The sequence below is a fragment of the Arthrobacter sp. TJ-170 genome, assembly GCF_058269305.1.
Genome location: NZ_JBZCNL010000011.1, coordinates 1 through 26,402 on the forward strand (window position 1 = coordinate 1; position 26,402 = coordinate 26,402).

The 26,402-nt window shown below is 62.9% G+C and carries 21 protein-coding genes and 1 pseudogene; 13 read left to right on the forward strand and 9 right to left on the reverse strand.

All coding sequences use genetic code 11. The features are described 5' to 3' along the window. From AC4D1W_RS15705 to AC4D1W_RS15720, 4 genes are all read right to left on the reverse strand, one after another. The coding region (locus tag AC4D1W_RS15705) for a VOC family protein (protein WP_490899360.1) at positions 1–584 on the reverse strand (584 nt) is incomplete at its 3' end. Positions 585–618: 34 nt separating this feature from the next. Further along, positions 619–2,160, reverse strand: a complete 1,542-nt coding sequence (gene hpaE / locus AC4D1W_RS15710) for a 5-carboxymethyl-2-hydroxymuconate semialdehyde dehydrogenase (RefSeq protein WP_490899361.1) — start codon at positions 2,158–2,160, stop codon at positions 619–621. Positions 2,161–2,188: 28 nt separating this feature from the next. Beyond that, positions 2,189–2,872 (reverse strand): GntR family transcriptional regulator, encoded by a 684-nt coding sequence (locus tag AC4D1W_RS15715; protein ID WP_490899362.1) that lies wholly within the window; start codon positions 2,870–2,872, stop codon positions 2,189–2,191. Continuing rightward, positions 2,865–4,337 (reverse strand): fumarylacetoacetate hydrolase family protein, encoded by a 1,473-nt coding sequence (locus AC4D1W_RS15720; RefSeq protein ID WP_490899363.1) that lies wholly within the window; start codon positions 4,335–4,337, stop codon positions 2,865–2,867. Before AC4D1W_RS15720 ends, AC4D1W_RS15715 begins: the two co-directional genes overlap by 8 nt. Positions 4,338–4,535: 198 nt before the next feature. Here AC4D1W_RS15720 and AC4D1W_RS15725 point away from each other — a divergent pair, with 198 nt between their 5' ends. From AC4D1W_RS15725 to AC4D1W_RS15735, 3 genes are all read left to right on the forward strand, one after another. Beyond that, on the forward strand, positions 4,536–5,429 hold the full coding sequence (locus AC4D1W_RS15725) for a VOC family protein (protein ID WP_490899364.1): 894 nt from the start codon (positions 4,536–4,538) through the stop codon (positions 5,427–5,429). A gap of 282 nt (positions 5,430–5,711) precedes the next feature. Next, the gene (locus tag AC4D1W_RS15730) at positions 5,712–6,977 is read left to right on the forward strand and encodes an MFS transporter (protein ID WP_490899365.1); all 1,266 of its coding nucleotides are present in this window, start codon (positions 5,712–5,714) and stop codon (positions 6,975–6,977) included. Positions 6,978–7,170: 193 nt separating this feature from the next. Beyond that, a complete protein-coding gene (locus AC4D1W_RS15735) occupies positions 7,171–8,478 on the forward strand; it encodes an NtaA/DmoA family FMN-dependent monooxygenase (RefSeq protein ID WP_490899366.1) in 1,308 nt (435 codons plus the stop codon). 22 nt (positions 8,479–8,500) lie between these two features. On the opposite strand, the gene AC4D1W_RS15740 is transcribed toward AC4D1W_RS15735, so the two are convergent. Beyond that, positions 8,501–9,436, reverse strand: coding sequence for a LysR family transcriptional regulator (locus tag AC4D1W_RS15740; RefSeq protein ID WP_490899367.1), 936 nt, complete (start codon positions 9,434–9,436; stop codon positions 8,501–8,503). Positions 9,437–9,583: 147 nt separating this feature from the next. On the opposite strand from AC4D1W_RS15740, the gene AC4D1W_RS15745 reads away from it, so the two are divergent. Then, positions 9,584–11,176: an FAD-binding oxidoreductase gene (locus AC4D1W_RS15745; RefSeq protein WP_490899368.1), complete on the forward strand. Its 1,593-nt coding sequence runs from the start codon at positions 9,584–9,586 to the stop codon at positions 11,174–11,176. Positions 11,177–11,722: 546 nt separating this feature from the next. Further along, positions 11,723–13,231 carry a 4-hydroxyphenylacetate 3-hydroxylase N-terminal domain-containing protein gene (locus AC4D1W_RS15750; RefSeq protein WP_490899369.1) on the forward strand — a complete coding sequence of 503 codons (1,509 nt, stop codon included), beginning with the start codon at positions 11,723–11,725 and terminating at the stop codon, positions 13,229–13,231. Positions 13,232–13,540: 309 nt separating this feature from the next. On the opposite strand, the gene AC4D1W_RS15755 is transcribed toward AC4D1W_RS15750, so the two are convergent. Continuing rightward, a complete protein-coding gene (locus tag AC4D1W_RS15755) occupies positions 13,541–15,169 on the reverse strand; it encodes an FAD-dependent monooxygenase (protein WP_490899370.1) in 1,629 nt (542 codons plus the stop codon). Between the two features lie 57 nt (positions 15,170–15,226). Next, the gene (locus tag AC4D1W_RS15760) at positions 15,227–16,078 is read right to left on the reverse strand and encodes a fumarylacetoacetate hydrolase family protein (protein WP_490899371.1); all 852 of its coding nucleotides are present in this window, start codon (positions 16,076–16,078) and stop codon (positions 15,227–15,229) included. 399 nt (positions 16,079–16,477) lie between these two features. Here AC4D1W_RS15760 and AC4D1W_RS15765 point away from each other — a divergent pair, with 399 nt between their 5' ends. From AC4D1W_RS15765 to AC4D1W_RS15795, 7 genes and pseudogenes are all read left to right on the forward strand, one after another. After that, the gene (locus AC4D1W_RS15765) at positions 16,478–17,077 is read left to right on the forward strand and encodes an NUDIX domain-containing protein (RefSeq protein WP_490899372.1); all 600 of its coding nucleotides are present in this window, start codon (positions 16,478–16,480) and stop codon (positions 17,075–17,077) included. A gap of 206 nt (positions 17,078–17,283) precedes the next feature. Beyond that, positions 17,284–19,938, forward strand: coding sequence for a trehalase-like domain-containing protein (locus AC4D1W_RS15770; RefSeq protein WP_490899373.1), 2,655 nt, complete (start codon positions 17,284–17,286; stop codon positions 19,936–19,938). Between the two features lie 668 nt (positions 19,939–20,606). Next, positions 20,607–20,971: pseudogene (locus tag AC4D1W_RS15775) on the forward strand (carboxymuconolactone decarboxylase family protein); the annotation flags it as partial. Further along, complete coding sequence (locus AC4D1W_RS15780; protein ID WP_490899374.1) at positions 20,889–22,109, forward strand: thiolase family protein; 1,221 nt, start codon at positions 20,889–20,891, stop codon at positions 22,107–22,109. The pseudogene AC4D1W_RS15775 and the gene AC4D1W_RS15780, both read left to right, overlap by 83 nt. A 3-nt stretch (positions 22,110–22,112) precedes the next feature. Beyond that, positions 22,113–22,796 (forward strand): 3-oxoacid CoA-transferase subunit A, encoded by a 684-nt coding sequence (locus AC4D1W_RS15785; RefSeq protein ID WP_490899375.1) that lies wholly within the window; start codon positions 22,113–22,115, stop codon positions 22,794–22,796. A gap of 1 nt (position 22,797) precedes the next feature. Next, positions 22,798–23,472, forward strand: a complete 675-nt coding sequence (locus AC4D1W_RS15790; RefSeq protein WP_490899376.1) for a 3-oxoacid CoA-transferase subunit B — start codon at positions 22,798–22,800, stop codon at positions 23,470–23,472. 23 nt (positions 23,473–23,495) lie between these two features. Continuing rightward, a complete protein-coding gene (locus AC4D1W_RS15795) occupies positions 23,496–24,299 on the forward strand; it encodes an IclR family transcriptional regulator domain-containing protein (protein ID WP_490899377.1) in 804 nt (267 codons plus the stop codon). 544 nt (positions 24,300–24,843) lie between these two features. Here AC4D1W_RS15795 and AC4D1W_RS15800 read toward each other — a convergent pair. Continuing rightward, positions 24,844–25,185 (reverse strand): hypothetical protein, encoded by a 342-nt coding sequence (locus AC4D1W_RS15800; protein WP_490899378.1) that lies wholly within the window; start codon positions 25,183–25,185, stop codon positions 24,844–24,846. Positions 25,186–25,434: 249 nt separating this feature from the next. Between AC4D1W_RS15800 and AC4D1W_RS15805 the strand changes: the two genes are divergently transcribed. Beyond that, a complete protein-coding gene (locus AC4D1W_RS15805) occupies positions 25,435–26,064 on the forward strand; it encodes a TetR/AcrR family transcriptional regulator (RefSeq protein WP_490899379.1) in 630 nt (209 codons plus the stop codon). A gap of 5 nt (positions 26,065–26,069) precedes the next feature. On the opposite strand, the gene AC4D1W_RS15810 is transcribed toward AC4D1W_RS15805, so the two are convergent. Next, positions 26,070–26,315, reverse strand: a complete 246-nt coding sequence (locus AC4D1W_RS15810) for a hypothetical protein (protein WP_490899380.1) — start codon at positions 26,313–26,315, stop codon at positions 26,070–26,072. Between the last annotated feature and the right edge of the window lie 87 nt (positions 26,316–26,402).

Genomic DNA, 26,402 nt, shown 5'->3' on the forward strand with positions numbered 1-26,402 from the left:
CGGTGCATCCACGCAGCGTAGGTGACGCCGTCGGAATCCTGGATGTCCTCGGAAACCCGGAAGCCCAGGTCCTCGAGGTACTTCCGGCCGCGGGGCACGTCCGGGGTGACCTGGTTGAAGTGGTCAAGGCGCACCAGCTCGCCGGCGGAGTAGAGGTCGTAGCGCTGGGTGAGGCGCTCGACGTGCTCCACCTCGTAGAAGAACTCGTAGGGGAAGCCCAGCGGATCCTCGACACGGACGGAATCGCCGATGCCCTTGGTGAAGCCTTCCTTACGGCGCTCGGTCCGGCAGCCGAGTTCCTGGTAGTAGGCCTCGGCGGCGTCCACCTCGGCGGGGGACTTCACCCGGTACGCGAAGGCCGCCACGGCGGCGACCGGCCCCTTGCGCAGCACCAGGTTGTGGTGGATGAACTCCTCAAGGGGGCGCAGGTAGATGTTGTTCTCGTCTTCCTCGGTGACGTGCAGGCCGAGGACGTCGACGTAGAAATCACGCGACTTGGCGAGGTCGGTGACCACAATCTCCATGTACGCGCAGCGGACAATGTCCGGAGCCGGGAGTGAAGGGGTAGGTACAAAGTTGGTCATGATGTTCTCTCTTCTTCAAAAGTTTCGGGAGGGGCTAGCCGTCGCTGGTTGCTGCAGCGTCATCGACGTTGCCGAACTTGGGCGAGTGGGCCTCGTTGAGGGTGATCTGTACCGACTGCTGAGTGGTGTAGAAGTCGACTGAGCGGTAACCGCCCTCGCGTCCGAGGCCGGAGGCCTTCACTCCACCGAACGGCGTGCGCAGGTCGCGCACGTTGTTCGAGTTCAGCCACACCATGCCGGACTCGATGGCGTGTGCGAAGTTGTGGGCCCGCTTCAGGTTCGAGGTCCAGACGTAGGCCGCCAGGCCATACCTGGTGTTGTTCGCGAGGGCGAGCGCTTCGTCGTCGTTCTCAAACGGGGTGATGGCGACAACGGGACCGAATATCTCCTCCTGGAAGATCCGTGCCTCAGGAGCGACGTCGGCAAAAACGGTCGGCGCGATGTAGTTGCCCTCCAGCAGGTGCCCGGGACGGCCGCCGCCAGCCAGAAGCCGGCCCTCGGACTTGCCAAGCTCGATGTAGCTCATGACCTTGTCGAAGTGGTTCGGGTGCACGAGTGAGCCGACCTCTGTTGCGGGATCGCTCGGGAGGCCCACCTTGACGTTCTTCGCGCGCTCGGCGAAGCAGGCCACGAAGTCGTCGTAGATGGCCCGCTCCACGAGCACGCGGGACCCGGCGGTGCAACGCTCGCCGTTCAGGCTGAACACACCAAAGACCGTGGCATCGAGGGCGGCCTCGATGTCAGCGTCGGCGAAGACGATGGCCGGGCTCTTACCGCCGAGCTCGAGCGAGAGGCTCTTGAACTGGGGAGCGGCTGCGGTTGAGATGGTGGCACCGGTCGAGCTGTCACCGGTGAAGGAAACGATCGGCACGTCGGGGTGCTTCACGAGATAGTCGCCCGCGACGCCGCCGGATCCAAAGACCAGGTTGAAGACTCCGTCGGGGAGGCCGGCCTCGCGAAAGATCTCGGGCCACAGCACGGCAGAGAGCGGGGTGTAGCTGGCTGGCTTCATGACGACGGTGTTGCCGGTCGCAATGGCCGGGGCGAGCTTCCACGACTCCTGCATGAAGGGGACGTTCCACGGCGTGATGAGGGCAGCGACGCCGATCGGCTTGCGGTTCACGTAGTTGATCTGGCGGCCGGGGACCTTGAATGCGTTGTCCTCCTGCCCGACGATGAGGTCGGCGAAGAAACGGAAGTTCTCAGCGGCGCGGCGCGCCTGGCCCTTCGCCTGCGTGATGGGAAGGCCGGAGTCGTAGCTTTCAAGGAGGGCCAGTTCGTCGTCACGAGATTCGACGATGTCGGCGATCTTGTGCAGCACGCGCGAGCGTTCGCGGGGCAGCATCTTCGACCACGGGCCCTCCTTGAAGGCCCGCTTGGCAGCGGCGACTGCGAGGTCGACGTCTTCCGGCTGGGCTGCCGCGGCTGTGGCGTAGTTGTTGTTGGATACCGGATCCAGCACATCGAACGTTTTGCCGGACACCGAGTCAACGAACTCTCCGTCGATGAAGTGCTGGAGATGCGTGGGCAGATTCGCTGGAATGTGGTGCTGGGTGGTTTCTACTGAGGTCGTCATCATTGAGGTCCTAACTGTTGTCGGCGTGCTAATTAGATTGGGCGAGATAGGCGTCCAGCGTGGCGGAGCGGTGGACTCGCGCGGTCTTTTCGATGGTGTCGGCGTCGGCGCCAGTTTCGATCAGCTGCAGCAACGCTTCGTGCTCGTTCACTGAGGCGTGGGCCCGGCCGGGGACGAAGCGGAAGGTGGAGGACCGCAGGGATGCCAGCCGGTTCCAGCCGCGGTGGACGAGGTCGAGGATGTGCGGGTTGGGGCAGTGTTCGAACAGGACGCCGTGGAAGTCCTGGTTAAGTGCGGTGAAGCGCACCGGGTCGAAGTGCTCGAGACAGTCCCGCATCTTCTCATTCACGGCACGTGCCCGGGCAATGGCCGCGTCATCGATCAGCGGTGCGGACAACGCAGTCGCCGCACCCTCCACAAGGCTGAGCGTTTGCATCGTGTGGAGGTACTCGGTGGGGTCGATTCCGGCCACGGTGGCGCCGACGTTGCGTTCGAACTTCACGAGCCCTTCAGCTTCCAGGCGCCGGATCGCTTCGCGCACCGGGACCACGCTGAAGCCGAGTTCCTTGGCAATGATGCTGAGGACCAGCCGGTAACCGGGGGTGTAGGCGCCCTCCACAATCCTGGTCTTCACCGCGTGGTAGGCCTGCTCGGACTTGCTGCTGGGAGCGGCGGTCACCTCGGGGAGGTCGGTCAGCACTGTCTCAGTCATCGGCTTGGTCTGCTTCCCATTCCTGGTACTTCGCCTGCCACTCTGCGTTCATCGGGTAGAGCCCGTCCACGCTGTGGCCTTGCCCGACCATTTCGAAGATGAAGGTCTCCTCCTTCTCCTGCCGGATGCAGTCCTCCACGAGCTCCTCGGCGATGGCCGGCGGGATCACCAGGATGCCGTCGGAGTCGGCCACGATGATGTCGCCGGGCTGCACTGTGGTTCCGCCGCACGCGATGGTGATGTCGGTGTCCCACGGGACGTGGCGGCGGCCGAGCACCGCGGGATGGGGGTTGGCAAAGTAGGTGGGCATGTCGAGGTCAGCGACGGCCGAGTAGTCGCGGACACCGCCGTCGGTGATGATCGCGGCCGCTCCCCGGACCTGGGCGCGCATGGCGAGGATGTCGCCCACTGTTCCTGTGCCCTTCTCGCCGCGTGCCTCCATGACGAGGATTTCGCCGTCGTTCACTGAATCAATGGCACGTTTCTGGGCGTTGAATCCGCCGCCGTGGGTCTTGAAAAGGTCTTCCCGATTGGGGACGTAACGCAGGGTGCGTGCCAGGCCGACCACGCGGCGGTCCGGGCGGGTGGCATGCAGGCCGTCGATGCTCACGTTGTTCAGTCCTCGCTTGCGCATCTGCGAAGACAGGGTGGCGGTGGCCACGGACTCCAGTTTGGCCTTCAACTCCGGGGAGAGGGTGGGCGCGGGTGCGGCCAGCCCGGCGGCCTCACGGGATCCGTACGCTTCCTCCCGCTGCAGGTCATCAACCTCAGGGCCGGCGCCGAAGTCAGCGAACGGCGTCGTGCCTTCCTCCACCCTGGTGACCAGGCGGCCGGTGGTGAGGTCTCCGGCGGAAACCTCCACTTCGAGGACGTCGCCCGGCTTGGCGACGGAGGCGCCGGCGGGGGTGCCGGTGAGGATGATGTCGCCCTCCTCGAGGGTGAGCAGCTGGGACAGGTCGGCCACCAGCCGGACAAACGGGAAGAGCAGGTCCTCCGTGGTGTCGTCCTGCACCAACTTGCTGTTGTGCCAGGTGCGGATGCGCAGTTTGGCGGGATCGACGGCATGTGCCGGGAGAAGCGCCGGGCCCACGGGGGTGAACCCGTCGCCGCCCTTGGACCGGAGGTTGGAACCCTTGTCAGCCCAGCGCAGGTCGTACACACCAAGGTCATTGCTGGCGGTCACAGCGGCCACATGGCTCCACGCGTCCTCGAGCCCAACCCGCCGGGCGGCCTTGCCAATTACCAGGGCGATCTCGCCCTCATAGCCGAGCAATTGGCACCCCGCGGGGCGTTCAACGCTTGAGGGAGCTTCCGCCGAACCGACCACCAGTGAGGACGAGGGTTTCAGAAAGTACGACGGCTGGGCCGGAGTGCGGCCCCGCTGCGCTGCACGGCTGGGGTAGTTGATGTGCACCGCAATAATCTTGCGCGTTGCGTGCAATACGTGGTCGATGACCTGTTCCAAGTGCTACTCCTCATCGAGTACGAAATCGTATACGAACTATGCAGGACGTTGGCGCCCAAGTCAAAGGAAGCTTACTCTGTTTCGACTTTTTTGTTTTTTCAGTAGATTATGGATTCTGACTCAGATAGTGTTTTCTGTTGATGATGAAGCGGGTATCACGCTATCCGTAAGAGCCGTGCGAACGAGTAGGAGACAAGGATGTCTTGGGGATTGATAAGCGCGATGGGCCACGTAAGCATTCAAACGACGGACCTCGCTAACTCGGTATTTGACGCGACCCAGATCCTTGGACTCCGTGAAACGGAACGAACCTCCGATGCCGTGTACCTCGCTGCCGGTAACGTCCACCACGAGCTGGTTTATGTCGAGTCCGATGTCAACGGCGTTGATGGTTTCGGCCTAGTTGCGGCGAATGGCGATGCGCTGCGGGAGATCCGGCGGCGTGTGGAGAACGAGAACATGACGATCCTCAGCAACAAGCCCCGCGGTGTTGGCATCGAAGACGGTTTTTCCTTCATCGGGCCCGAGGGCTTCTTGTTCGAAATCTACGTAGGCATGCAGGAGAACATCGCCCTCCAGCAGTCCTTCGGCCCGGACCGGTACGGCCACTTCAACTTCCACCCTCGGGACGTCGGTGGCATGATGCGTTTCCTTCGCCGGGTGCTGGATTTTCGCCTTTCGGACGTCATCGGTGACGACTTTGCCTATTTCATGCGCTGCAACCCTGACCACCACGGCATTGCCCTGGTCCGCGGCGAGGGAACCCTGCACCACCACGCATGGCAGACGCAAAGCATCTCCGATCTCGGAAAGCTCGGTGACCGGCTGAACAAACTGGGCCGGGAATTGATCTGGGGCCCGGTCCGACACGGTGCCGGCCACAATATCGCCGCATACTACGTGGAGACCTCCGGAGCCGTCGTGGAGCTTTACACGGACCTGGAACAGATCTATGATGACTCCCGCCCCCCGGTCGTGTGGGGCGAGGACGAAAATTGGTACAACATGTGGAGTGCGTACCGTCCCTTGGACTTCCGCAATTTCGGGCTCTCGCCCGTGGATCGCCGCTCCCTCAGCAGCCTCCACCGCTGAGCGTTTCGCCATTCCGGCTGTTCCAGCCTCCTCCTGGGCAGCTAAGCACTCTCGCCGGGCTTATGCTTTCTTGAGTAGCCTCACCCTGTGATTTGCGCCATGCTTACGTGAGCGGAGGAGGTTGCTTCGGGACATAACAACAACAATGCCGTCGGAACGAACGCTCTCAGCTTTCGAAAAGAGATCATGTTGCACCCGAGAACCACCCGGAAAAGCCAGATGACGGTGGACGTGTCTTCAGACAGCAAGGTACCTGCCGCCGACTCACTGAACACTAAAGACATGCGCCGCGTGCTGGGTTCCAGCCTCATCGGCAGCATCATCGAGTACTACGACTTCATCCTTTACGCCACGGCTGCGTCCCTGGTATTTGACCGGGTTTTCTTTGCCAACCTGGGCCCCGGCCTATCCTTGTTTGCCTCCTTTGCGACCCTTGCAGCCGGATACGTTGCCCGGCCTCTCGGTGGCATCGTCTTCGGTCACTTCGGCGATCGCCTCGGCCGGAAAAAGATGCTGGTGCTGTCGATGCTCATGATGGGCGGCGCCACCGTCCTTATCGGGCTCCTGCCCACCACAGCACAGATCGGCGTTGCGGCGCCTATCATGCTGGTCCTCCTGCGCGTCATCCAGGGCATTTCCGTTGGCGGAGAGTGGGGCGGCGCCACTTTGATGGCCCTGGAGCATGCCCCTGCGAACAAGCGCGGCCTCGCCGCAGCGTTCGCCAACGCCGGCGGACCGGCGGGCGGGCTGCTGGCGACGCTAGTGGTTTCCGCCGTTTCCGCGCTGACCGGGGACCAGTTCCTGGTCTGGGGCTGGCGGATACCGTTCCTGCTCAGTGCCTTCCTGATCCTCATCGGCATGGTCATCCGCCTCAGGGTGGCAGAGACGCCCGTCTTCCAGAAGCTCGAAGCGGAAGCCGTTAAAGTTAAGCACCCGCCTCTGCTTGAGGTGCTCCGGCATCATCCGCGTGTCGTCGTGGTCACCCTCGTGGCGACGTTGGGATTCTATGCCTGCCAGGGGCTGCTGACGGTGTGGGGCGTCTCCATGGCTGTTGGAAGCGGCGTGGACCGCTCCGGCGTCCTGAACTGGAAGGGAGTCGCCGCCGTGGTGACGGTGGCGGTCTGCTTTTACTCCGCCCGCCTGAGTGACCGGATTGGCCGGCGCGCTGTCCTTACCGGCGCAGGCGTGGCGGGCATCCTCCTCGCCTTCCCCCTCATCTTGCTGCTTACGAACGGGACCATGTGGGGGTTTGCCGTGGCAGTGGTGGTCGGCAATGGCTTGGTCCAGGGGGCCCTTGCCGGACCAATCGGCGCCTACATCTCCGAGCAGTTCCCCACCGGCGTCCGCTATACCGGGGCGTCCCTGTCCTACCAGGGCGCCTCAATGATCGGCGCCGGCTTCACCCCCATGATCGCCACGGGCCTGGTTCTCGCAGCCGGCGGCAGCGTATGGATGGTAGCCGTGTTCTGGATCGTCATCTTGGCAGCAGGTCTCGCCGCAGTGCGCCTCACGCGTGAGGGCTCGCGACTTAGGCTCAACGCGGTCTAAACATACGCAAGGAACGGCTTCCAGAGGCGCAACGTAATGCCGAGAGTGCTTCCGGCCTCACGCCCGACCAGCATTGTCAGTTTCCTTGAAGTTATTGTTCTGATACTTCTGCCTTTACGGTGGTACCGCTGACCGCCATGCTGGAGACAGCGAGGGCGCTCGGATTGGCGCGCATAACGAAAGGAACCAGGCAATGAAGCCTAAGAATCACATGGTGCTCACTACCTTCATGCTGCCAGCGGGCTATCACAAGGACAGCTGGCGGATGGAAGGAAGTCGGGCAGAAGAGCTGGGCAACCTGGACTTCGTGGCAGACCTTACAGCGATGGCCGAGGCCGCAAAACTCGACGCCGTCTTTTTCGGCGACATTGTGCACGCCAACACGGTGATGCGGGGCGACATCAAGATGAACGGGTTCTACGAACCCATGACCGTGCTCGCAGCCTTGGCGGCCAGGACAAAGAACATCGGCCTGATGGGCACCATGTCCACCTCCTTCTGCGAGCCGTACAACCTGGCCCGGCAGCTGTGCGGCCTGGACCACGTGTCCAATGGCAGGGCCGGCTGGAACATCGTCACGTCGTCGGACGGTTTTAGTAACTATGGCGTGGAGGACGTTCCGGACCCGGCGGTGCGTTACCGGCGGGCCACGGAGTTCGTGGACGTGGTGCAGCGTCTCTGGGACAGCTGGTCCGATGACGCAATCATCGTGGATAGGGAATCCGGTGAGTATGTGGACCGGAGCAAGCTCAAGGCCATCCGGCATAAGGGCGAATTTTTTGAAGTTGAAGGGCCCATCAACATGCCGCGGTCACCGCAGGGGCGCCCCGTGCTGGTCCAGGCGGGATCCTCAGGCCCCGGCATGGACCTGGGTTCCTCGGTGGCGGACGGGATTTACACCGCCCAGCCGTTCAAGGAACCATCCATCGAGTTTTACACCAAGTTCAAGAACATGGTGGCTGAGAAGGGCCGAAACCCCGACGACGTCAAGATCATTCCAGGCATCCTGCCCATTCTCGGCGACACGGAAAAGGAAGCGCAGGACCTTGCCAACGAGCTGGCCGGCTACGTGCACCTCGGTAACGGCCGCAAGCAGGTGGGTGCTGACCTCAAGATGGACCTGTCCGAGTTGGAGTTCGATGAGTCGATCCCAGCCGAGTGGTTTTCCGATGACCCCCGGCTGGGCAGCAGGTACCAGATCTACCGCAAGAAGAGCGTGGACATGGGCATGACGCTGCGCGAGCTGATCGTGGACCTGGCCCGGTCCACCGGACACCAGTGGATGGCCGGCACTCCCTCGCAGGTGGCTGACCGCATGGTTGACTGGTTCGAGTCGAAGGCTTGCGACGGTTTCAACCTCAACGCTCCCTTCAACCCGGGCGGATTCAAACTCATCTGCGACAAGCTCGTCCCGGAGCTTCAGGACCGCGGCTACTTCCGGTCCGAGTACGAGGGCACCACCCTGCGTGAGAACCTTGGGCTTTCGCGCCCCTCAGCGTAGAGGGCGGCGCGGGGCGGGCCGCTTAGGAGTCGGCAGACCCAAAACGTTCGACGGCCACATCCACCCAGGCCTGGGCGCGGGCATTCAACCGCATGCTACGCGTCCAGGCCAGCGACACAGTGGCCTGGGCACGGGTATGGGTCGGCGGCTCGGTAACCCGCTTGAGCACAACCTTTAGCTCCTCGTATGGCGCGTCCAGCATGGGTTGCTGGAAGAGCACGGCAACGCCACGGCCACTCGCTACCAGCGATCGGACTGTGGCGTAGCTTCGGGAGCGGTGCCGGATGTCCGGCGTCAGGCTGGCATCGCGGTACATGTCGAGGATGCGCGTAGAGATGGGTGGTGCGTCGAAGAAAATGAGCGGACTGGCGGCTACGTCCCTGAGCGCAACTACCTCCGCTTCGCGCTGGGGATGGTCTGCCGGAAGCAGGATGTACGGCTCCACGGATAGCAGCGGCGCCGTCTTGAGGGCAGGGGAAATGTCCATGTCGTAGACGAAGGCGGCGTCGATGGAACCGTTGAGCAGGTGCGCCTGCAGATCCTCGTGGTACCCCTCAATGAAGTCCACTTCCACGTGCGGGCACTGTTCCGCAAAGTCGGTCAGCATCGGCGGGATGATGGTGGGCCCCAGCGGCATGAAGCAGCCGACGGTCAGCGGACCTCGGATGTCTGTCCTGTCCCTCTTGGACAGCGACGCGATCTCATCCGCGAGATCAAGCAATTGCCGAGCCTGCCGGAATACAACGATGCCCGTCGATGTTAGGGTGAGCCCCTTGGACTTGCGCTTGATGCACAGCTGGGCCCCGACAATCCGCTCCAGTTCCGCGATGGACATGGAAATGGCAGACGGCGCCATGTGCAGCCGCCTTGCTGCCTCGCTCATCGTTCCCGTTTCGGCCGCCACCACAAAGTGCAGGGCCTGGCGCAACGTAATCGAAGGGTTCAGGGTGATGTTCATATTATCAATATTACTGACGACGAAGAGCGGAAACAGGCGATTTACTTGAGCAGTTCAGCTTGCCATCATAAAAAGAAACGGCGCCGATGACGGCATCCCGGCCATCGCCGCAGCGGCAGCACCCTCCCCGAAAGTGACGTAACGTAAATGGACGCCCAAGCCACATTCCTAGACCGAGCAGAAGCAATTGTCGGCCCCGGCCATGTTGTCCGTGCCACGCCTAAAGACGGCTACATCGACCCGTATCCCCTGAATCCCGGGCGGGCTAAGTGGCCTGGCGTGCGTCCCGGGAGCGTGGAGGAGGTCCAGGCCGTGGTCCGGCTCGCCAACGACACCGGCGTCCCACTCTGGTCCTTCTCCAAGGGCAAGAACCTGGGCTACGGGGGACCGGAACCCCGCAGCCGCGGCATGGTAGCGCTGGACCTGAGCCGCCTCAGCAGGATCATCGAAGTGAATGACCATCTCAACTACGCCGTTATCGAGCCCGGTGTCAGCTTCTTTGACCTCTTCGAACACATCCAGGAAAAGGGGCTGAAGCTCTGGATGTCCGTTCCCGCCCTCGGCTGGGGATCGATCCTTGGCAACGCCCTGGACCGCGGCTACGGCATGACCCCGATGGGCGACCATGTGCAATCCATTTGCGGTATGGAGGTGATCCTGCCGGACGGTGAGCTGGTACGTACAGGAATGTGGGCCATGGACGGAACGGAACTCGGGCCCATCTTCAAAGGCGGATTCGGCCCCACCCTGGACGGTATCTTCACCCAATCAAATCTCGGGATAGTCACCAAGATCGGCCTCTGGCTGATGCCTTGGCCGGACGTGTACATCAACGGCGACGTCGTGGTGGAGCGCGAGGAGGACATGCCCAAGCTGGTGGACATCCTGACCCAACTCCGGCGCGAGGACGTCATCCAGAACAACGCCCTCTGTGGCAACGTTGTTCGGGCGGCCACCATGAACGGCCCGCGGTCACGCTGGTACCAAGGGGAGGGGTCCATTCCGGACGACCGCCTGGAGGAGATGCGCCAGGAAATGGGCATTGGCCAGTGGAACGCAAAGTTCGCGATCTATGGCGACAAAGGGCTCGCCCAACGCAGGCTTGAGATCATTCGGGAGCGCTTCGCCGGGCTTGAAGGGTTCACCGTCAAAGCCAGGCTCTATGACGGTGATGAAGGCGTACAGGTCGCCTATGACGACATTGCGGACATGGACCGCACCCAAATGGCAGGAGTGCCCACCCTGAAGCCCTTGTCCACGGTGGCATGGGCGGCGGAAAACGGCGGGCACATTGACGCCGCCCCCATCATTCCCGCGCGCGGGGAGGAAGTGTGGGCGTTCTATCGGGAAGCCAAGGAACTGTACCGCCGGTTCGGCTTTGACCTGTACATCGGCTACCACCTCTACCCGCGCCATATGGTGCACGTGACCATGATTTTCTTCGAAAACGATAATCAAGAGCAGTTGGCGCGCGCACGGGCTCTCTACTCAGCGCTGCTGGCAGCGGCCCGCAGCCACGGGTACGCGCCCTACCGCAGCCATGTGGACTACATGGATGTCATCGCCGACGGCTTCGACTACAACAACAACGCCATCCGTCGGCTCCAGGAGACATTGAAGGACGTGCTGGATCCCAACGGCATTCTGGCGCCCGGAAAGCAGGGGGTCTGGCCCCGGCGGTACCGCGAGGTTGGCGCGGAGGCCCGGGACGGCGTCGCCGAATCGGCTGGCCCGCTTTAGGACGCCTGTCCTGAGCAGCTTCCGACAGGTGGGCGGCGACGGAAGCCATCACGGACAAGGGGCCGGACGCTGGTAAAGCAAACCAGCGTCCGACCCTTTTCGCCGTCAGGATCCCTACGTTATTTGGCTCGGCATCCCTGTGGCGGTCAGGCGCTGCTGATATTGACCGCGATTGGTGGGCCCGGGGCGCGTCCTCGTCCAGATCGTTGAGGAGAGCCCATCGCCGCGCAGCGGCGTATCCAAGCGTGTATATGGGATCGACTCCGGGATATCCCCCTTTACGCCGGGCTGTACCCGCCGAGTCGCCTTGACCTCGACGATTTGATCGCCCAAGAGATGCTGCTCGAGGAGATCGATGATGCCTACCGGCTCCAAGAGTCAGGTGCGATCGGCGACAGCCTTGTCACGTCGTTCTCCTCAGCTGTGCGCAGGGGATTGTCAATTCCTCGTCATGTATATAAAATTTGCTGCGAAATGCATTTTTCCATAACAATATGGTTTGATGCCTGTGTGCCACCACGGGCGCCAGCCGAGAAGGAGTTCGAAGTGACAGCACGCACCGGAGCAGAGTACAAGCGGGGCTTGGATGACGGCCGCGAGGTGTGGCTCGGATCGGAGCGCATCTCCGTCCTTGAGCACCCGGCCTTTAAGGGCTCGGTCGAAGGAATGGCCGGCTACTTCGACTACCAGCACAAGTACGCGGCAGATTGCCTGACCACCCGCCCGGAGACCGGCGAGGCCATGAACGTGAGCCACTCGCTGCCCAGAAACGCGGAAGACATCGACCGCCGCCACCGTGCCTTCGACCGCCTGGCCCGGTACTCCAATGGCATGCTCGGCCGCACGCCGGACTATGTCAACGTGGTCCTGGCCGGGCACGTGTCCCGCAAGGATATCTTCGACCGCTCCGGGGACGAGGTGTACCACCAGCGGCTCGCGGCGTACCAGCGCGAAGTCATCGAGAAGGACCTCGCCCTGACCCACACCATCGTGCACGCCGCGATCGACAAGAGCGTGGGCGAACTGCAGGGCATGAACGAGGAACTCACCTTGCGCGTAGTGGAACGGACCGAGCAGGGTCTGATCGTTAAGGGCGCTAAGATGCTCGCCACCCTCGGGCCGATCGCCGATGAGCTGTACGTCTACCCGGCAGTGCCCATCCAAAAGGGCTTCGAGGAATACGCAATCTCCTTTGCCATCCCGGTGGCCACCCCCGGCGTCGTCGCCATCTGCCGGGACCACTACGGGGTGGACGCTGCCCTGGAGGACAAACCCTTCTCCTCACGTTTCGACGAACAGGACGCTGTCATCATCTTCGACGACGTGCTGGTTCCATGGGACCGCGTGTTCATCGACGGCAACCTGGACGTCTACAACTCCATCAATGCAGGCACCGCCTCCGGCAACACCCAGCAGCAGACGGCCATCCGCGCGGCCGTGAAGCTCGAGTTCGCCTACGATTTGTGCACGCAGATTGCCAAGGTGACCGGGACCGAAGGCAAGCCCGACGTCGCCGCGATGCTCGGTGAAATCTACACCTACCTGCGGCTCACCCGGGCGGCCATCCATTCGGCGGAACTTCGGGCCTCGGACTGGGGCGGCGGAGCGTACTTCTGCCACGACGACATCAGCTCCCTGCGGGCCATCATGCCGGGCTGGATGATCCGGATCAACGACATCATCAAGTCCATGGGTTCACACAACCTGCTGGCAACACCCACCGGCGGTGCGTTCAACGATCCCCGGCTCGGCCCGCTGCTGGAGAAGTACCTCCCCGGTGCCAACGGCATCAGTGCCCAGGAACGTGCCCGCATCATGCGCACCGCTTGGGACTTCGCCGGCTCGGCGCTGGGCAGCCGGATCGAGCTCTACGAGCGCTTTTACCTGGGCAGCATCAGCCGCGCCCGCGCCCTGGACCACCGCAAGGCTCAGACAGCGGGGGAGACCGGCGCCTACCAGGCCATGTTCACGGAAATCGACGGTACCCCTGCTGCGCCGGAAGGTGTGCCTGCTGCGTCCACCTGCGACCGGGTCGCCGTCCGGGCGCGGGGATAGGTTCCGCCTGCAAGCAGCTGGCTAGCGACGTCATCGAGCGCCACGGCGGCGAGGTCTAAGCAACCGCTTCGCACCACGATGGCGGGGCCGCACCCAGGGATTCCGATCCTTGAGCGGTGGCTCCGCCGTCGTTCGCGTTATGGGGTGGGTGCTTTGTCCAATGAACTTCCCAATGGAGTAACAAGAGGTGTCGTTTTAAGGCTCAGAACGACACCTGCTGCTACCTGGTTGGGCTTGCGACGGCATAGGAGCGGGGATCCCCGATGGGCTCCCCGCTCTTTACTGTGTTGTCTGATTTGCTGATGTCTGTCAGCGGGTGACCGGTGCTCCTGATTCGGCGTTCAGCAGGAGCGGCAGCTCCGGCACGTAGACGGCCAGTGCTTCACACTCCGCCTGCTGCGTGTGCCGGGTGGTGACTGCTGCAACGTAGCGGTCGGGCCGCACCACAATGGTCATACCGCTGCCTGCGGCAGCCGCGAAAGCGCCGCTGGTGTCGGTGACGGTGGTGAGGCCGGTCAGCGCGAGGTGGCGGCCGCCGCCGTCGTCGTTTTTCTCGGCTCCGTTCCCATCAGTGCCCAGCCGCTTGACCTCAATGGGCGCACGGCGATCATGGGGAAAGTGCAGCAGTGCCCAGCCGGAACCGAGGACGGTATCCAGAGGGACGGCGTCGCCGGTGGACAGCATGACCTGCGGCTGGGACAGGGAACGGCCCACCAGCAAGGCTCCCCACTTTGGAATCTCAGTGATCGGGTGCGACACGCAGCCTTCAGTGAAGTACGGCTGTTTGAGGAACTTCATACCGGCGAGCCATGCCTTGGCAGCGGGAACGATGCCGGACGCGATGATGGCCGTGTCTCGGATGGCTGTGAGCGCCGGATTGACGTTCATCACCACTTTGCCGATCCTGTGGGAGAGGCGCACCATGTCCACAGCGTGCGGACGCCGCTCCGCCTGATAGGTGTCCATTAGGTCGTCGGTACCGGTGCCCCGGACGTTGGCTGCGATCTTCCAGGCGAGGTTGGCGACGTCGCGGATGCCGGCGTTAAGGGCCTGGCCAGCGAAGGGAGGCATCATGTGGGCGGCGTCCCCGGCGAGAAGGACGTGCCCCACGCGGTAGTTCAGGGCCACGCGCTGGTGGGCAACGTAGACGGCGGCGCGGCGGATATCCGCCGCGCCAATCGTCTGGTACGGCGCGATCATCTTGATGATGGCCTCGGGCGACGTGACCGCCGCAGTCTCCTCGCCAGGGAGGAGCATGAACTCGTACCGGCGGCGGCCGTGCACTCCGGGAACCACCACCACGGGGCGTGTCCCATTGCAGTGGAATTCGGAGAACCGCTCCGGTTCGCCCGGTGTGTTGATGATGTCCACAACGATCCATTTCTGGGTCTGGGTGGAACCCTCCATCGGGATACCGAGCTGTGAGCGGACCGGGCTGCGGCCGCCGTCGCACGCCACCACCCATTTGGAGCGGACGGTGTGCTTGCCGTCGTCGTCAATCAGTACCGTGTCCGCGTGCCCGGGGCCGTCCGTGATGCGGAACGCTTCGGTAGTGAAGCGGATGTCGATCAGCGGACGGCTCCGGGCAGCTTCAAGCAGCAGCGATTCCATGACGGGCTGGTCGAACTGTGACTTGCCGGGCTGGCCCAGCCGTGAGCTGGCCGGGTGGACCTCCGCCAGCAGCTGTTCCTTCCGGCCGAAGTAGCGGGCGCCGGTGTCCATGAGCATCTCCGGTGCCAGCCGGTCCAGAATGCCGATCTGCTGCATGACCCGCAGTGTCTCGTCGGTGACGCTGATGGCCCGCGGTTCGTCGCTTGTACCGGCACGGCGTTCAACGAGCAATACGCTGACGCCCTGGTCCGCCAGCAGGTTCGCCGCAGCGAGGCCGACGGGGCCAGCCCCGATGACCAGTACGTCGGTTTCGATGATTTTTTCCATGCCGATCAAAGTTCCGTTCCTTAGGTGGGTGCAGTCGGGGCGGCGGCAGTTGGTAGGTCAGGGAACGAGTTCCACGGTGTTTTTCAGGGTACCCAGACCGGTGATGTCGACCTCGACGACGTCCCCTTCGGAGAGCAGGCCGGACGGTTCCATAAACAGGCCCACTCCGCCGGGAGTGCCGGTGACAATCACGTCACCGGGGGAGAGCCTGGTGAAACCGGTGACGTAGGCGATCAGCTGCGGAATGGTGAAGTACAGGTCGGCCACCGAAGCCTTCTGGCGGATGTCGCCGTTGACGCGGGTTTCCAGGGTGAGCGCGTTGACGTCACCGAGGTCGGTGGCCGGAACGAGATAGGGTCCGAAGCCGCCGGTGCCGGGAAAGTTCTTGCCGGGAATCCACTGAGAGGCGGCGAGCTGCCAGTCACGGACGCTGAGGTCGTTGTAGGCGGCGTAGCCGGCAACGTAGTCAAAGGCGTCCTCTTCGGCGACGTGGAATGCTTCCTTGCCGATGACCAGTGCCATTTCGCCTTCGTAGTCGAACTTGGTGGTGGTCGCAGGCATCTGGGCTGGCTGCAGGTGGCCCATCTGCGAGTCCGCGAAGCGGGTGAAGATGGTGGGAGCCTTCTGTTCAGTCTTGCCGGATTCTTCCTGATGGCTGCGGTAGTTCACACCGATACAGATGATCTTGCCGGGATCGGTGATGGCAGGCAGGAACTGGATGTCTGTTTCTGCCTGGGAGGGTGCGCTTCGGAATGCCTCACCGACGGTGCCGAAGATGCCCTGCTCGATGGCGGCGCGGAGCGTGAGGGCAACGTTGGTTCCGCTGGGGCCCAGATCGTATGCCCGCCCGTCGGATATGATGCCCCAAGTGGGAGTGCCGTCGGCGGATACGAAGCTTGCGTAGTTCATGTGTGGTTCCTTTCGCGGCGCCTCAGCGCCCGGGGGAGCGATGCTGTTCCTCTCTGACGGCGGCCTCACCGACAAAGAAGAAAATGTACATCCTAACGGAGAATACATTATCCTGCTCCTAGGCATTATTTCTAGTGATGGTTCGCAAGATTGTCCGGCCACAGCTCAAGGTCCTCCCTGCGAGCCATCTCAAGAGACTCATCCCCGAAAACTGAGCGCTTTGGACCACCGCTTCGTGCATCCCGCCGATGGGTGGTCTCCGGTTATCGATGATTTGCTTTCCTAGCCGACACGGCGGCCGGCAGGAGTCACCTCTTTTGCGGCTTAGGAGGTGGGATCAATCATGCTTTGTGGAAAAAGGTGCCCGCCCCTCGAGAGCACGTAGTAAAGGACAGGAACATGGACGCCATCAATGCATCCTCTGGCATCACGGTTTCCTCTGGCGCTGCATGTGATATCGCCCCGGATCACGTCGTCATCGCCGCCGTCATCCAGTGGCGGGGCAGGATTGCCCTGTTCAGGAGAAGCCGCCGCCCTAGCCATGACAGTGGCCTTTGGCACTGCATCACCGGATTTCTGGAAGCCGGGGCAACACCGGAACAGCAGACTCTTGAAGAACTCTTTGAAGAAACGGGGCTGCGGGCCGTAGACCTCCAGGCGCTCCGTCAAGGACCGGACCTCGTGGTCACCGACGGCTTTGGGACCCCCTGGCTCGTTCACACTTTCACCGTCCTGACATCCCAAAGACGGCTGAAAATCAACTGGGAGCACGACTCCTACCGGTGGACCGATCCGCGCAAGGCGAAGCGCTTTACGAATCGCGTCACTTGGCTAGACAGCGTGCTCGACGCAACCGGTCATTACCCCGCGGCAGTCCCGGCACCTGAACCGGGACCATCTCCTGTGTCCGATGGTGAAGATTATTTCACCCTGAGTCGTCGCGGAGCCAACACGAGGCCGTCTGACCTTCCTCCTGTCGTCTTGAAAACTCCGCACTGAAGTTAGCCCCTGTCCTGCGTGCGGACCCGACCCTGGAGCTCCTGAGCCTGAACCCTTGACACCGGTACCTTCACAGAATCACGCTGGGACGATGGTCGGCCTTGAATCTTTCTGGAACCTGATCCCCGACGGGCGCAGGCATAACTCGGTTCTGGCCGGCGGCCACCTCAGCTGCCGGACCGGTGGCTGAGGGCTAGGAACGTTAGATGACCACGAATGGTGGCCAGTTGGCGGCCGGTCGGTCGGGGGCTCAATTCGGCTCGCCTTCCAACTCCTTGCCACAGGACCTGCTAAGAGATCTGATCCAGTCCGATCCCGCGGGAAATAAACTGTCACCGCAGCTGCTCAATGAGCTGAAGATACTGGCACGCACGCCGAACCTGCTGGTGGCCTGCAACTACGGCGGAACACTTTCTGCCGACGAGGGGACCTCCAAGGTGACCTTGCAGATGGGCAGTGCCTCGATTGCCCTGCGCGCCCTGGCGTCGCTGCCCAACACCCACGCGGCGGTAATTTCAGGCCGTTCCTTGCGGGATCTGGCTGCAGTGTCTCGGCTGCCGGCCGAAGTCCACCTGGTAGGTTCGCACGGTACTGAAGATGACATGAGTTTTCTCTACGACCAGCCTGCAACCACAACGCCAATCCTTCAGGAAGTCACTAACGCCCTGGCGGAAGTAGTGAGGGCTGAAAAGGACTTCAGAATCGAAAGGATCCAACGGAAACCCGCAGGGGTATCAGTACGCTTGATCGGGAAGCCGCTGGACGTCGCTGCAAGGGTGACCGCTAAAGCGGAACGCATTGCCCGGGATCGCGGGATGTATTTCATTGTGGACGGCTCCGTCCTGGATTTGTCCCTAGTGGAGCCTGCCAAGGGCCGAGCCCTCGAACGCCTGCGATCGCAGCTGGGCATCAGCGCCACCCTTTATGCCGGGGACGGCCCCAGCGACGAGGACGCCCTCACGACACTGCGAGGTCCGGACCTGGGCTTGCGGGTCGGACCCGGGACCGGGAACGGACACCGGCTGCCGGATCCGGATGCTTTCGCAATGGTCTTGGCCGTGCTGTTCGAGATGCGCCGAGCTTGGCTTTTCGGCGAAGATGCCGTGGGCCTGGAACGCCATTCGCTACTGGGGAGCGGTTCCTCCACGGCACTGGTTACTCCGGATGCAAAAATCTGCTGGATGACTCATCCGCTACCGGATTCCGGGTCCGTATTCGCGCACATTCTTGGCGGCGACGCGGCCGGGCATTTCAGCGTTGAGCCCGTGCAAGCATCACGGGTGCTCGGGCAACGCTATGTGGACAGCACGATGATCGTCGAGACACGCTGGGCGGACATAACCGTTACGGACTACCTGGAGCCCTCACCGGATGGTCTCACCAGCCTGGTACGGGTGCTTGCCGGCACGGGCGCAGCCAGGATCGTCTTTGCGCCACGCCCGGATTACACGAACGCCCCCTTCACCATGGAGGTCTGCGGCACTGACCTGCACGTGCTCGGCACCGCTGATCCCATAATCCTGCACGCCCCCGGGGTCAGTTTCACGGTCAGAACCGACGACCGCCATGCAACCGCCACTGCCGATGTGGATCTACACAGCGGGCCGGTCGTGCTGAACTTGCGCTGCGGGGACACCGGAATTTTTGTGCTCGATGCCGCTGGCGAGCCAGCGCGTCGGGCGGACGTCGCGGCAGGGTCCCGGGCCTGGGTGCGCAAGTTGAAGCTCCCTGGGGTCAAACCGTCACTGGTTAAACGTTCCGCGCTGGTGCTCCGAGCCATGGTGCACGAACCGACCGGCGGGGTTTTGGCGGCGCCCACCACCTCGCTGCCCGAGGGAATCGGCGGAATCCGCAATTGGGACTACCGGTACTGCTGGCTGCGTGACGGTTCCATGACCGTTAAAGCACTCGTGGATCTTGGTTCCACGGATGAGGCCGACGGGTTCCTGCGATGGCTAGGCCGAATTTTGGACCAGGCTCCAGGCCCCGAGTGGCTACATCCCCTCTACTCGGTAACTGGGAACTCCATGGCCAGCGAGGCAACCATTGAAAGCCTGCCAGGCTATGCCGGGTCGCGCCCGGTACGGATCGGCAATGCTGCAGACCACCAAGTGCAACTGGACGTCTTCGGCCCAGTTGCAGAGCTGATCCACAGGCTCAGTGAATACCACGGGCTTTTGACCGATTTCCAATGGCAGCTGCTGGAGCAGATGGCAGCGGCGGTCCTGGCCCGGTGGCACGAACCAGACCACGGAATCTGGGAAGCCCGGCGCCCACCGCGCCACCACGTTTACACCAAGGTAATGTGCTGGGTTACCTTGGACCGCGTCGTACGTACCGCCGAGCGTCATGGACGGGTCCTCGATCCGCTCTGGCGCACCACCGCTGCCACTATCCGCACCGAAGTCCTCCAACAAGGCTGGAACGAGGAATCCGCGTCGTACACCGTGGCTTACGGCAGCCCCGATTTGGACGCGGCAGTCTTGCATATCGGCCTCTCCGGCCTGCTGGACGTAACCGATGAAAGATTCCTAAAAACAGTAAATGCCGTCGAACGCGAGTTGCGCGTAGGACCCACCGTTTTCCGGTACCGCTACGACGATGGGCTGCCCGGATTGGAAGGCGGCTTCCACATCTGCACGACCTGGCTAATCGAGGCCTATCTCGCGGTCGGCCGCACCGATGACGCCGAAGTACTGTTCGGCCAGCTTGTTAACCTCATCGGCCCCACAGGGCTGATGCCCGAAGAATACGACCCTACAACCGAAACGCACCTGGGCAACCACCCTCAGGCATACTCCCACCTGGGCCTGATCCGCTGCGCACAACTGCTAGACCGGCACCAAAGCCGCGAGAGCTGAACCCACTCCGCAACCCCTGATGCATCGCCATTCGACGAAGCTGCCCGCCATGCAGAACGAAGCGGTCAGCGCCCCACCAGGTGGCGTCTCGAGCGCGGAGGCAGTTATGCAGTTGAGGGAAGCGCCGCCTGGCCGTGTTGGGGCTGATGCCTCCGAGCAGCCACGCTGCTGCGAATGGATGGCTCTCGAGGCGGCTGGGGGTTGGCAACTCCTGCAGGCCTGGAGGTTCGTGGTCACCTAGAACGGCTGGTGCGGGGTGATGTGGCGGGGGAATGCCAGATGCTGAGGGCCCCTTCCGGTGACGGTTACGGGGACGTCCTGCCGAAGTCGGGCCGATGATTGACTATCAAACCTGGAGGTTCGGGCTCGAGGGGTATTATTTTTGGTTACTTAGTTGGCGGACGCGCGGCTGGGCGATTAGCCGGATTGCCGGGATGCCCCCTTTTACCAACAAGCTGAAAACTCGAACGCGATAGTGGAACGTACACGTTCGTATGCCGAACAAACGTGCAAGCTACGAACATCTGCTGTAGTGTAAACACCAATAGCGAATCAGCTGCCGTGACGCGGATTTCCCGCGCCGTTACCAAAGGAGCTGCACGCAATAGACAACGAATTGAGTCCTACCTAGTAGTGGTTTAAGAGGGCTGTCCTACCTCTTGGAGTTGGACGACATTAACGAGGATTTCCAGCATATGACCACGCGGATCCGTGGCATCTGGACCCGGACCTGCCCCGGCAGAAGCGTTCCGCCGTGACCATCAAAGCCATGGCGGCGCACGGCCACTGGGAAGAGCTTGTCGTGCACATCAGCGCTGCCCTCACCAACGGCCTGAGCCTGGAGGAGAGTAAGGAAATCCTGCTGCAGGCCGCCATCTACTGCGGATTTCCGCCCGCCAACACCGCCTTCAAGACTGCAAAGCAGGTCTTCGAGAAATGGATACAACCTCATGAACCAGGCTTTTGTATACGACGCCGTGCGCACCCCTTTCGGGAAGTTCGGATCCGGCCTCGCCGGTGTCCGTCCGGATGACCTCGCTGCGCATGTGATCAGGGAGTCCGTGAAGCGGGCACCGGCGCTGGAGCCGGAGCGGATTGATGAGGTGGTGTTCGGTAACGCCAACGGCGCCGGTGAGGAGAACCGGAACATCGCCCGGATGGGGACTTTGCTGGCCGGGTTGCCGGTGTCGATTCCGGGGACCACGGTCAACCGGCTGTGCGGCTCATCCCTGGATGCCGCGATTATCGCTTCGCGCCAGATCAACGCCGGTGACGCGGAGCTGATGCTGGTGGGCGGTGCCGAGTCGATGTCCCGCGCGCCCTGGGTGCTGCCCAAGACGGAGAAGCCGTACCCTGCCGGGGACATGATTCTGGCGTCCACGACGCTGGGCTGGCGGCTGGTGAACAAGGCGATGCCGAAGGAGTGGACCATCTCGCTTGGTGAGGCCACCGAGCGTCTGCGCGAGAAGTATGGTGTCACCCGGGAGGCCCAGGACCAGTTCGCTGCGGATTCGCATAACCTGTCTGCAGCCGCGTGGGATGAAGGGTTCTACGACAACCTGGTGGCCCCGGTTCCCAGTACTGATTTGGTGCGGGATGAGGGCATCCGCCCGGGTTCCACGGCCGAGAAGCTCGCGGCGTTGAAGACGGTGTTCCGTTCAGAGCCAGAGGGCGCCGAGGTGGGTGGCACGGTCACCGCCGGGAATGCTTCCCCGCTGTCCGACGGCGCCTCCGCGGCTTGGATAGGATCCGACAGCGCCGCCGGGCTGCTGGGGCTGGAGCCGCTGGCCCGCATCGCCGGGCGCGGCGCGCACGGCAATGACCCCCAGTACTTCGGGTTTGCCCCGGTGGAGGCGGCGAACAAAGCCCTGGCGAAGGCGGGCATCGGCTGGGACCAGGTGGGCGCCGTCGAACTTAACGAGGCTTTTGCCGCCCAGTCCCTTGCCTGTATCAGCGCGTGGGGCATCGATCCCTTGATCGTGAACCGGCACGGCGGCGCCATCGCGATGGGCCACCCGCTGGGCGCCTCCGGAACCCGGATCCTGGGCACCCTCGCCCGGTCCCTGCAGGCCTCGGGCGAACGCTGGGGCGTCGCAGCAATCTGCATCGGCGTGGGCCAGGGCCTTGCCGTCGTGCTTGAAAACGTTACTGCTTCCAAGGGAAAGGCCTGAGTCATGCTGAACTTCGTCGATACGGTCACTGAGGCCGTGGCCGGGATCAAGGACGGCTCCACCGTGATGATCGGCGGGTTCGGCAACGCCGGCCAGCCGTTCGAGCTGATTGACGCGCTGATGGACTGCGGTGCCAGGGACCTGACGGTGGTGAACAACAACGCCGGCCAGGGTGACCAGGGCCTGGCCCTGCTGATCAAGGAAGGCCGGGTGAAGAAGATGATCTGTTCCTTCCCGCGGCAGTCCGATTCCTGGCACTTCGACGCCAAGTACAAGGCCGGCGAGATCGAACTGGAACTCGTCCCGCAGGGCAACCTGGCCGAGCGCATCCGCGCCGCCGCGGCCGGGATCGGCGGGTTCTTCACGCCCACCGGCTACGGGACCATGCTCGCCGAGGGCAAGGAGACCCGGATGATCGACGGCCGCGGCCAGGTCTTCGAGACCCCCATCCACGCCGACGTCGCCCTGATCAAGGCCCTCAAGGCCGACGGCAAGGGCAACCTCGTCTACCGCAAGACGGCCCGGAACTTCGGCCCGATCATGGCCGCCGCTGCCAGGCACACCATCGTCCAGGTGTCCGAGATCGTTCCCACCGGCGGGCTGGACCCGGAAAACATCGTCACCCCCGGCATCTACGTCAACAGCATTGTCCGCGTAGCCGGTGGAACCACAGAGAAGGCAGCCTGAGATGAGCATTGCAACATCCTTCAAGACCTCGGAGACGGCCATGGGCCGTGACGATCTGGCCCGTCTGGTGGCCCGGGACATCGCCCCGGGCTCCTTCGTGAATCTGGGGATCGGCCAGCCCACCCTGGTGTCGAACTACCTCACCGCGGAGCAGAACATCACGCTCCACACGGAGAACGGGATGCTCGGGATGGGACCCGAAGCCAAGGGCGACGATATCGACGGCGACCTCATCAACGCCGGCAAGATCCCCGTCACCGAACTCCCCGGCGCGTCTTACTTCCACCATGCGGATTCCTTCGCGATTATGCGCGGCGGGCACCTGGACATCTGCGTGCTCGGCGCGTTCCAGGTTTCCGCCACCGGTGACCTGGCCAACTGGCACACCGGCGCTCCCGGGGCGATTCCCGCCGTCGGCGGTGCCATGGACCTGGCCACCGGTGCCAAAGACGTCTTCGTGATGATGACCCTGCTGACCCGCGAAGGCGCCTCCAAGATCGTCGACACCTGCACCTACCCGCTCACCGGTGTCGGCTGCGTCACGCGCGTGTACACGGACAAGGCTGTCTTCCTGACCGGCCCGGACGGTGTCACCGTCCGTGAAACCTTCGGCTGCACCCTCGAGGAACTCCTGGAACTGGTCCCCGTCCCGCTCCAGGCTGCCGGGGCTGCCTGAGGACGGCAATAGGATTGGTAACCATGACCGAGGCAGCAGCAGCGGGTGTTCCGCAAGCCAGCGACCAGTACGTACAGTCGCTGGCGCGCGGGCTGGCCGTCATCCGGGCGTTCGATACTGACCACCCGGTCATGACCCTGTCGGAAGTCGCAGGCCGGACCGATTTGACGCGGGCTACGGCGCGGCGGTTCCTGCACACGCTGGTGGAGCTGGGTTACGTGCGGAACGACGGCAAGAAGTTTGCGCTGACCGCCAAGGTTCTCCAGCTCGGTTACGCCTACCTGTCCGGACTTTCGCTGCCTCAGCTCGCGCAGCCGCACCTCGAGGAGCTCTCGCTGAAGCTGGGCGAATCCACGTCCGCCGCTGTGCTGGACGGTACGGACATCGCCTATATCGCCCGGGTTACTACCCGCCGCATCATGAACGTCGGCATCACGGTGGGCACCCGTTTCCCGGCGTATGCCACCTCCATGGGCAGGGTGCTCCTGGCCGGGCTGCCGCACGCAGACCTGAAAGCGTACTTGGCGGCCGCCGACATTAAACCGCTCACCCCGCGCGCGCTGAGAACCGGCCCCGAGCTGCTGGCCGTCCTGGACACCGTCCGAGCCCAGGGCTGGTGCCTGCTGGACCAGGAGTTGGAGCTCGGACTGATGTCAGTAGCCGCACCGGTCTACGACGGGCCCAAAGTGGTGGCCGCTGTGAACGTATCACTCCAGGCGCAGTCCGTTGCGGCGCAGCCTGACCCAGATGCCTATCTCGACTCCGTAGCCCAGGAGATTGTGGCCACGGCCAAGCTGATTTCGGCGGATCTAACAGCCCGCCGCTAGCGCGCTTTCTGAAGGTAGAAGGTTGGTTGTAGGTGTCGCGGCTACCGTGACTGTGGCGTTACCCGGCCAACGGATTGGCCGAGCTTGTGACGCGCGAAAATAGTCATTTTCGTCGTGGAACGGGAGTTCTCGCACCTGTTTCTACTCCCCGAGCTCTAAACGAAACGCCGATAGCTGTGACCGTGGACGGCGATTCGTGATCGGAATCGACGAGAGGCCGTCTACATCGGGCTGGGTCGTTGTCAGGTTCTAATCGGAGGTGCCGACGTAGGTGAGCGCCGGCGAAATCACTTCTTCCGATTAGAACTCAAACCGATAGTTGGATTCCCGCTTAGCCGTTCCGTAACCGGACTCAGCCCTTTCAATCACTGCTGAGGGCTCTTTCTAGCAGAGCCGCTTCGAAGAGGCTTAGCTGCGGAAGCTGTTCGAGGTTAAGTGATCGTAGGCCCTCACAGAAGTTCGTCACGGTCGTTCCGAGGGTGAACCTAGTGAAGGAGCTTCGTGGTCACCTGGGGGGAGATTCCGAACTCCTCAGCCACTAGAGCTAAAGGAGGACGGAACTCGCTAGAGGCTTGAGCAGCGAACGGCTCGTAGTTCCCTGGCTGAATCCCCTTTGCGGAAGGACTTCCTCCGCAATGAGGTCGAAGGCCCTCAACCTTGCTGGCAGATTACAGTCGATCCAGAATCTGAGGAAGTCGAATGTTTCCTCCACTACCTTGTCTAGCGCCTCGTCGGTCTCCGCTTTCTGACTGACCTTCGCAATGAATCTAGCTGTGTCGCCGTCAACTTGGGATAGGTAGCTGACAAGAAAGGCCAATTGCTTCCCGTTTCTCGCCATATGGTTAGTTCGTCCGGCAGGAGCGAGGTGGTTCCACATCAGTTCCATGACGGGGAGAGTCTCCTCGTAGGATGGCGGATTACACCCGGGGAAGAACGTCCGCGATGAGCCGCTGGAGTTCGTGATCGTTCTGCCCGGCCGCGTCGCGGAGCAAGGCGAAGAATGATTCAGCCAATAAGTCGGTACCGGTGAGAGCGTGGACCCGATGTATCGGCTCACCGTGGCACAATTTGTGCACAGTGTTCACATTCGGTCTGACCTGCGCACTTCAGGCTTCGGCAACCGTGAGGAGGCGGCGTGACGCATCGGAAACGCACCACTTACCGTCACGGTGACCTTCATCGCGCACTCGTTGCCGCTGGAACTGATCTTGCCCGCGAGGGCGGGCCGTCCGCCGTCGTGCTTCGCGAGGTCACACGCCGCGCAGGGGTCACACCGAACGCCGCCTACCGGCATTTCGCGGACAAGCGTGCACTTCTTCACGCGGTGTCGATGGCGGCGCAGGCCGAGCTTGCCCGTTCGATCGAGGATGAGCAGTCGAAGATTGACCAGAACGACGACGGTACCGCCGTCGCGAGGGCACGCCTGCGCGCGGTCGGTGCGGGTTACATGCGTTTCGCGCAGACGCAACCGGGTCTATTCCGGACGGCGTTCGCGGAGCATGTGGACCTTCGCGATGCTGCCACCGCGGACTCGGCGGGGGAGAGCGGGCTGACTCCGTTTCAGCTGTTGTCCGCGGCGCTGGACGGCTTGGTCGAAGCGGGTGTCCTCCCGGCGGAGCGGCGTATGGGGGCTGAATTCCTGGCGTGGTCGTCAGTGCACGGGTTTGCGATGCTGGTCATCGACGGGCCGCTCCGGGGGCTTGACGTGGAGCAGCGGACCTTCGCTGCACAGCGTCTGCTGGAGATGGTCGAAAAGGGCCTATGACCCGGTCAGTCCCACCTTTGCGCAGCTGCTCGCGTCCGAGTCCGGTACCGGAGCACGTGCCCCCGCGCGAACAGTATGATGGCGGTCACCACCAGTACGGCGCCAATGGCCAGCAGCATCGGTGAACCCGGATCGACGGGCTCACCTCGAACCGATGCGCCCGCAAAGTCGGACAGGCCCTGCGGGATGAAGAGGGTGCTGAGAAAGATGAGCACCCCACCAACGATGAAGTGCTTTACTCCATTTTTCACGGACGTCCCATCTGTAGCGAACAGGTATCCAGCCTACCGAGTTACAGCCGACGACGGCGTCACGGCCCACCTCCTTTTGTCGGATGC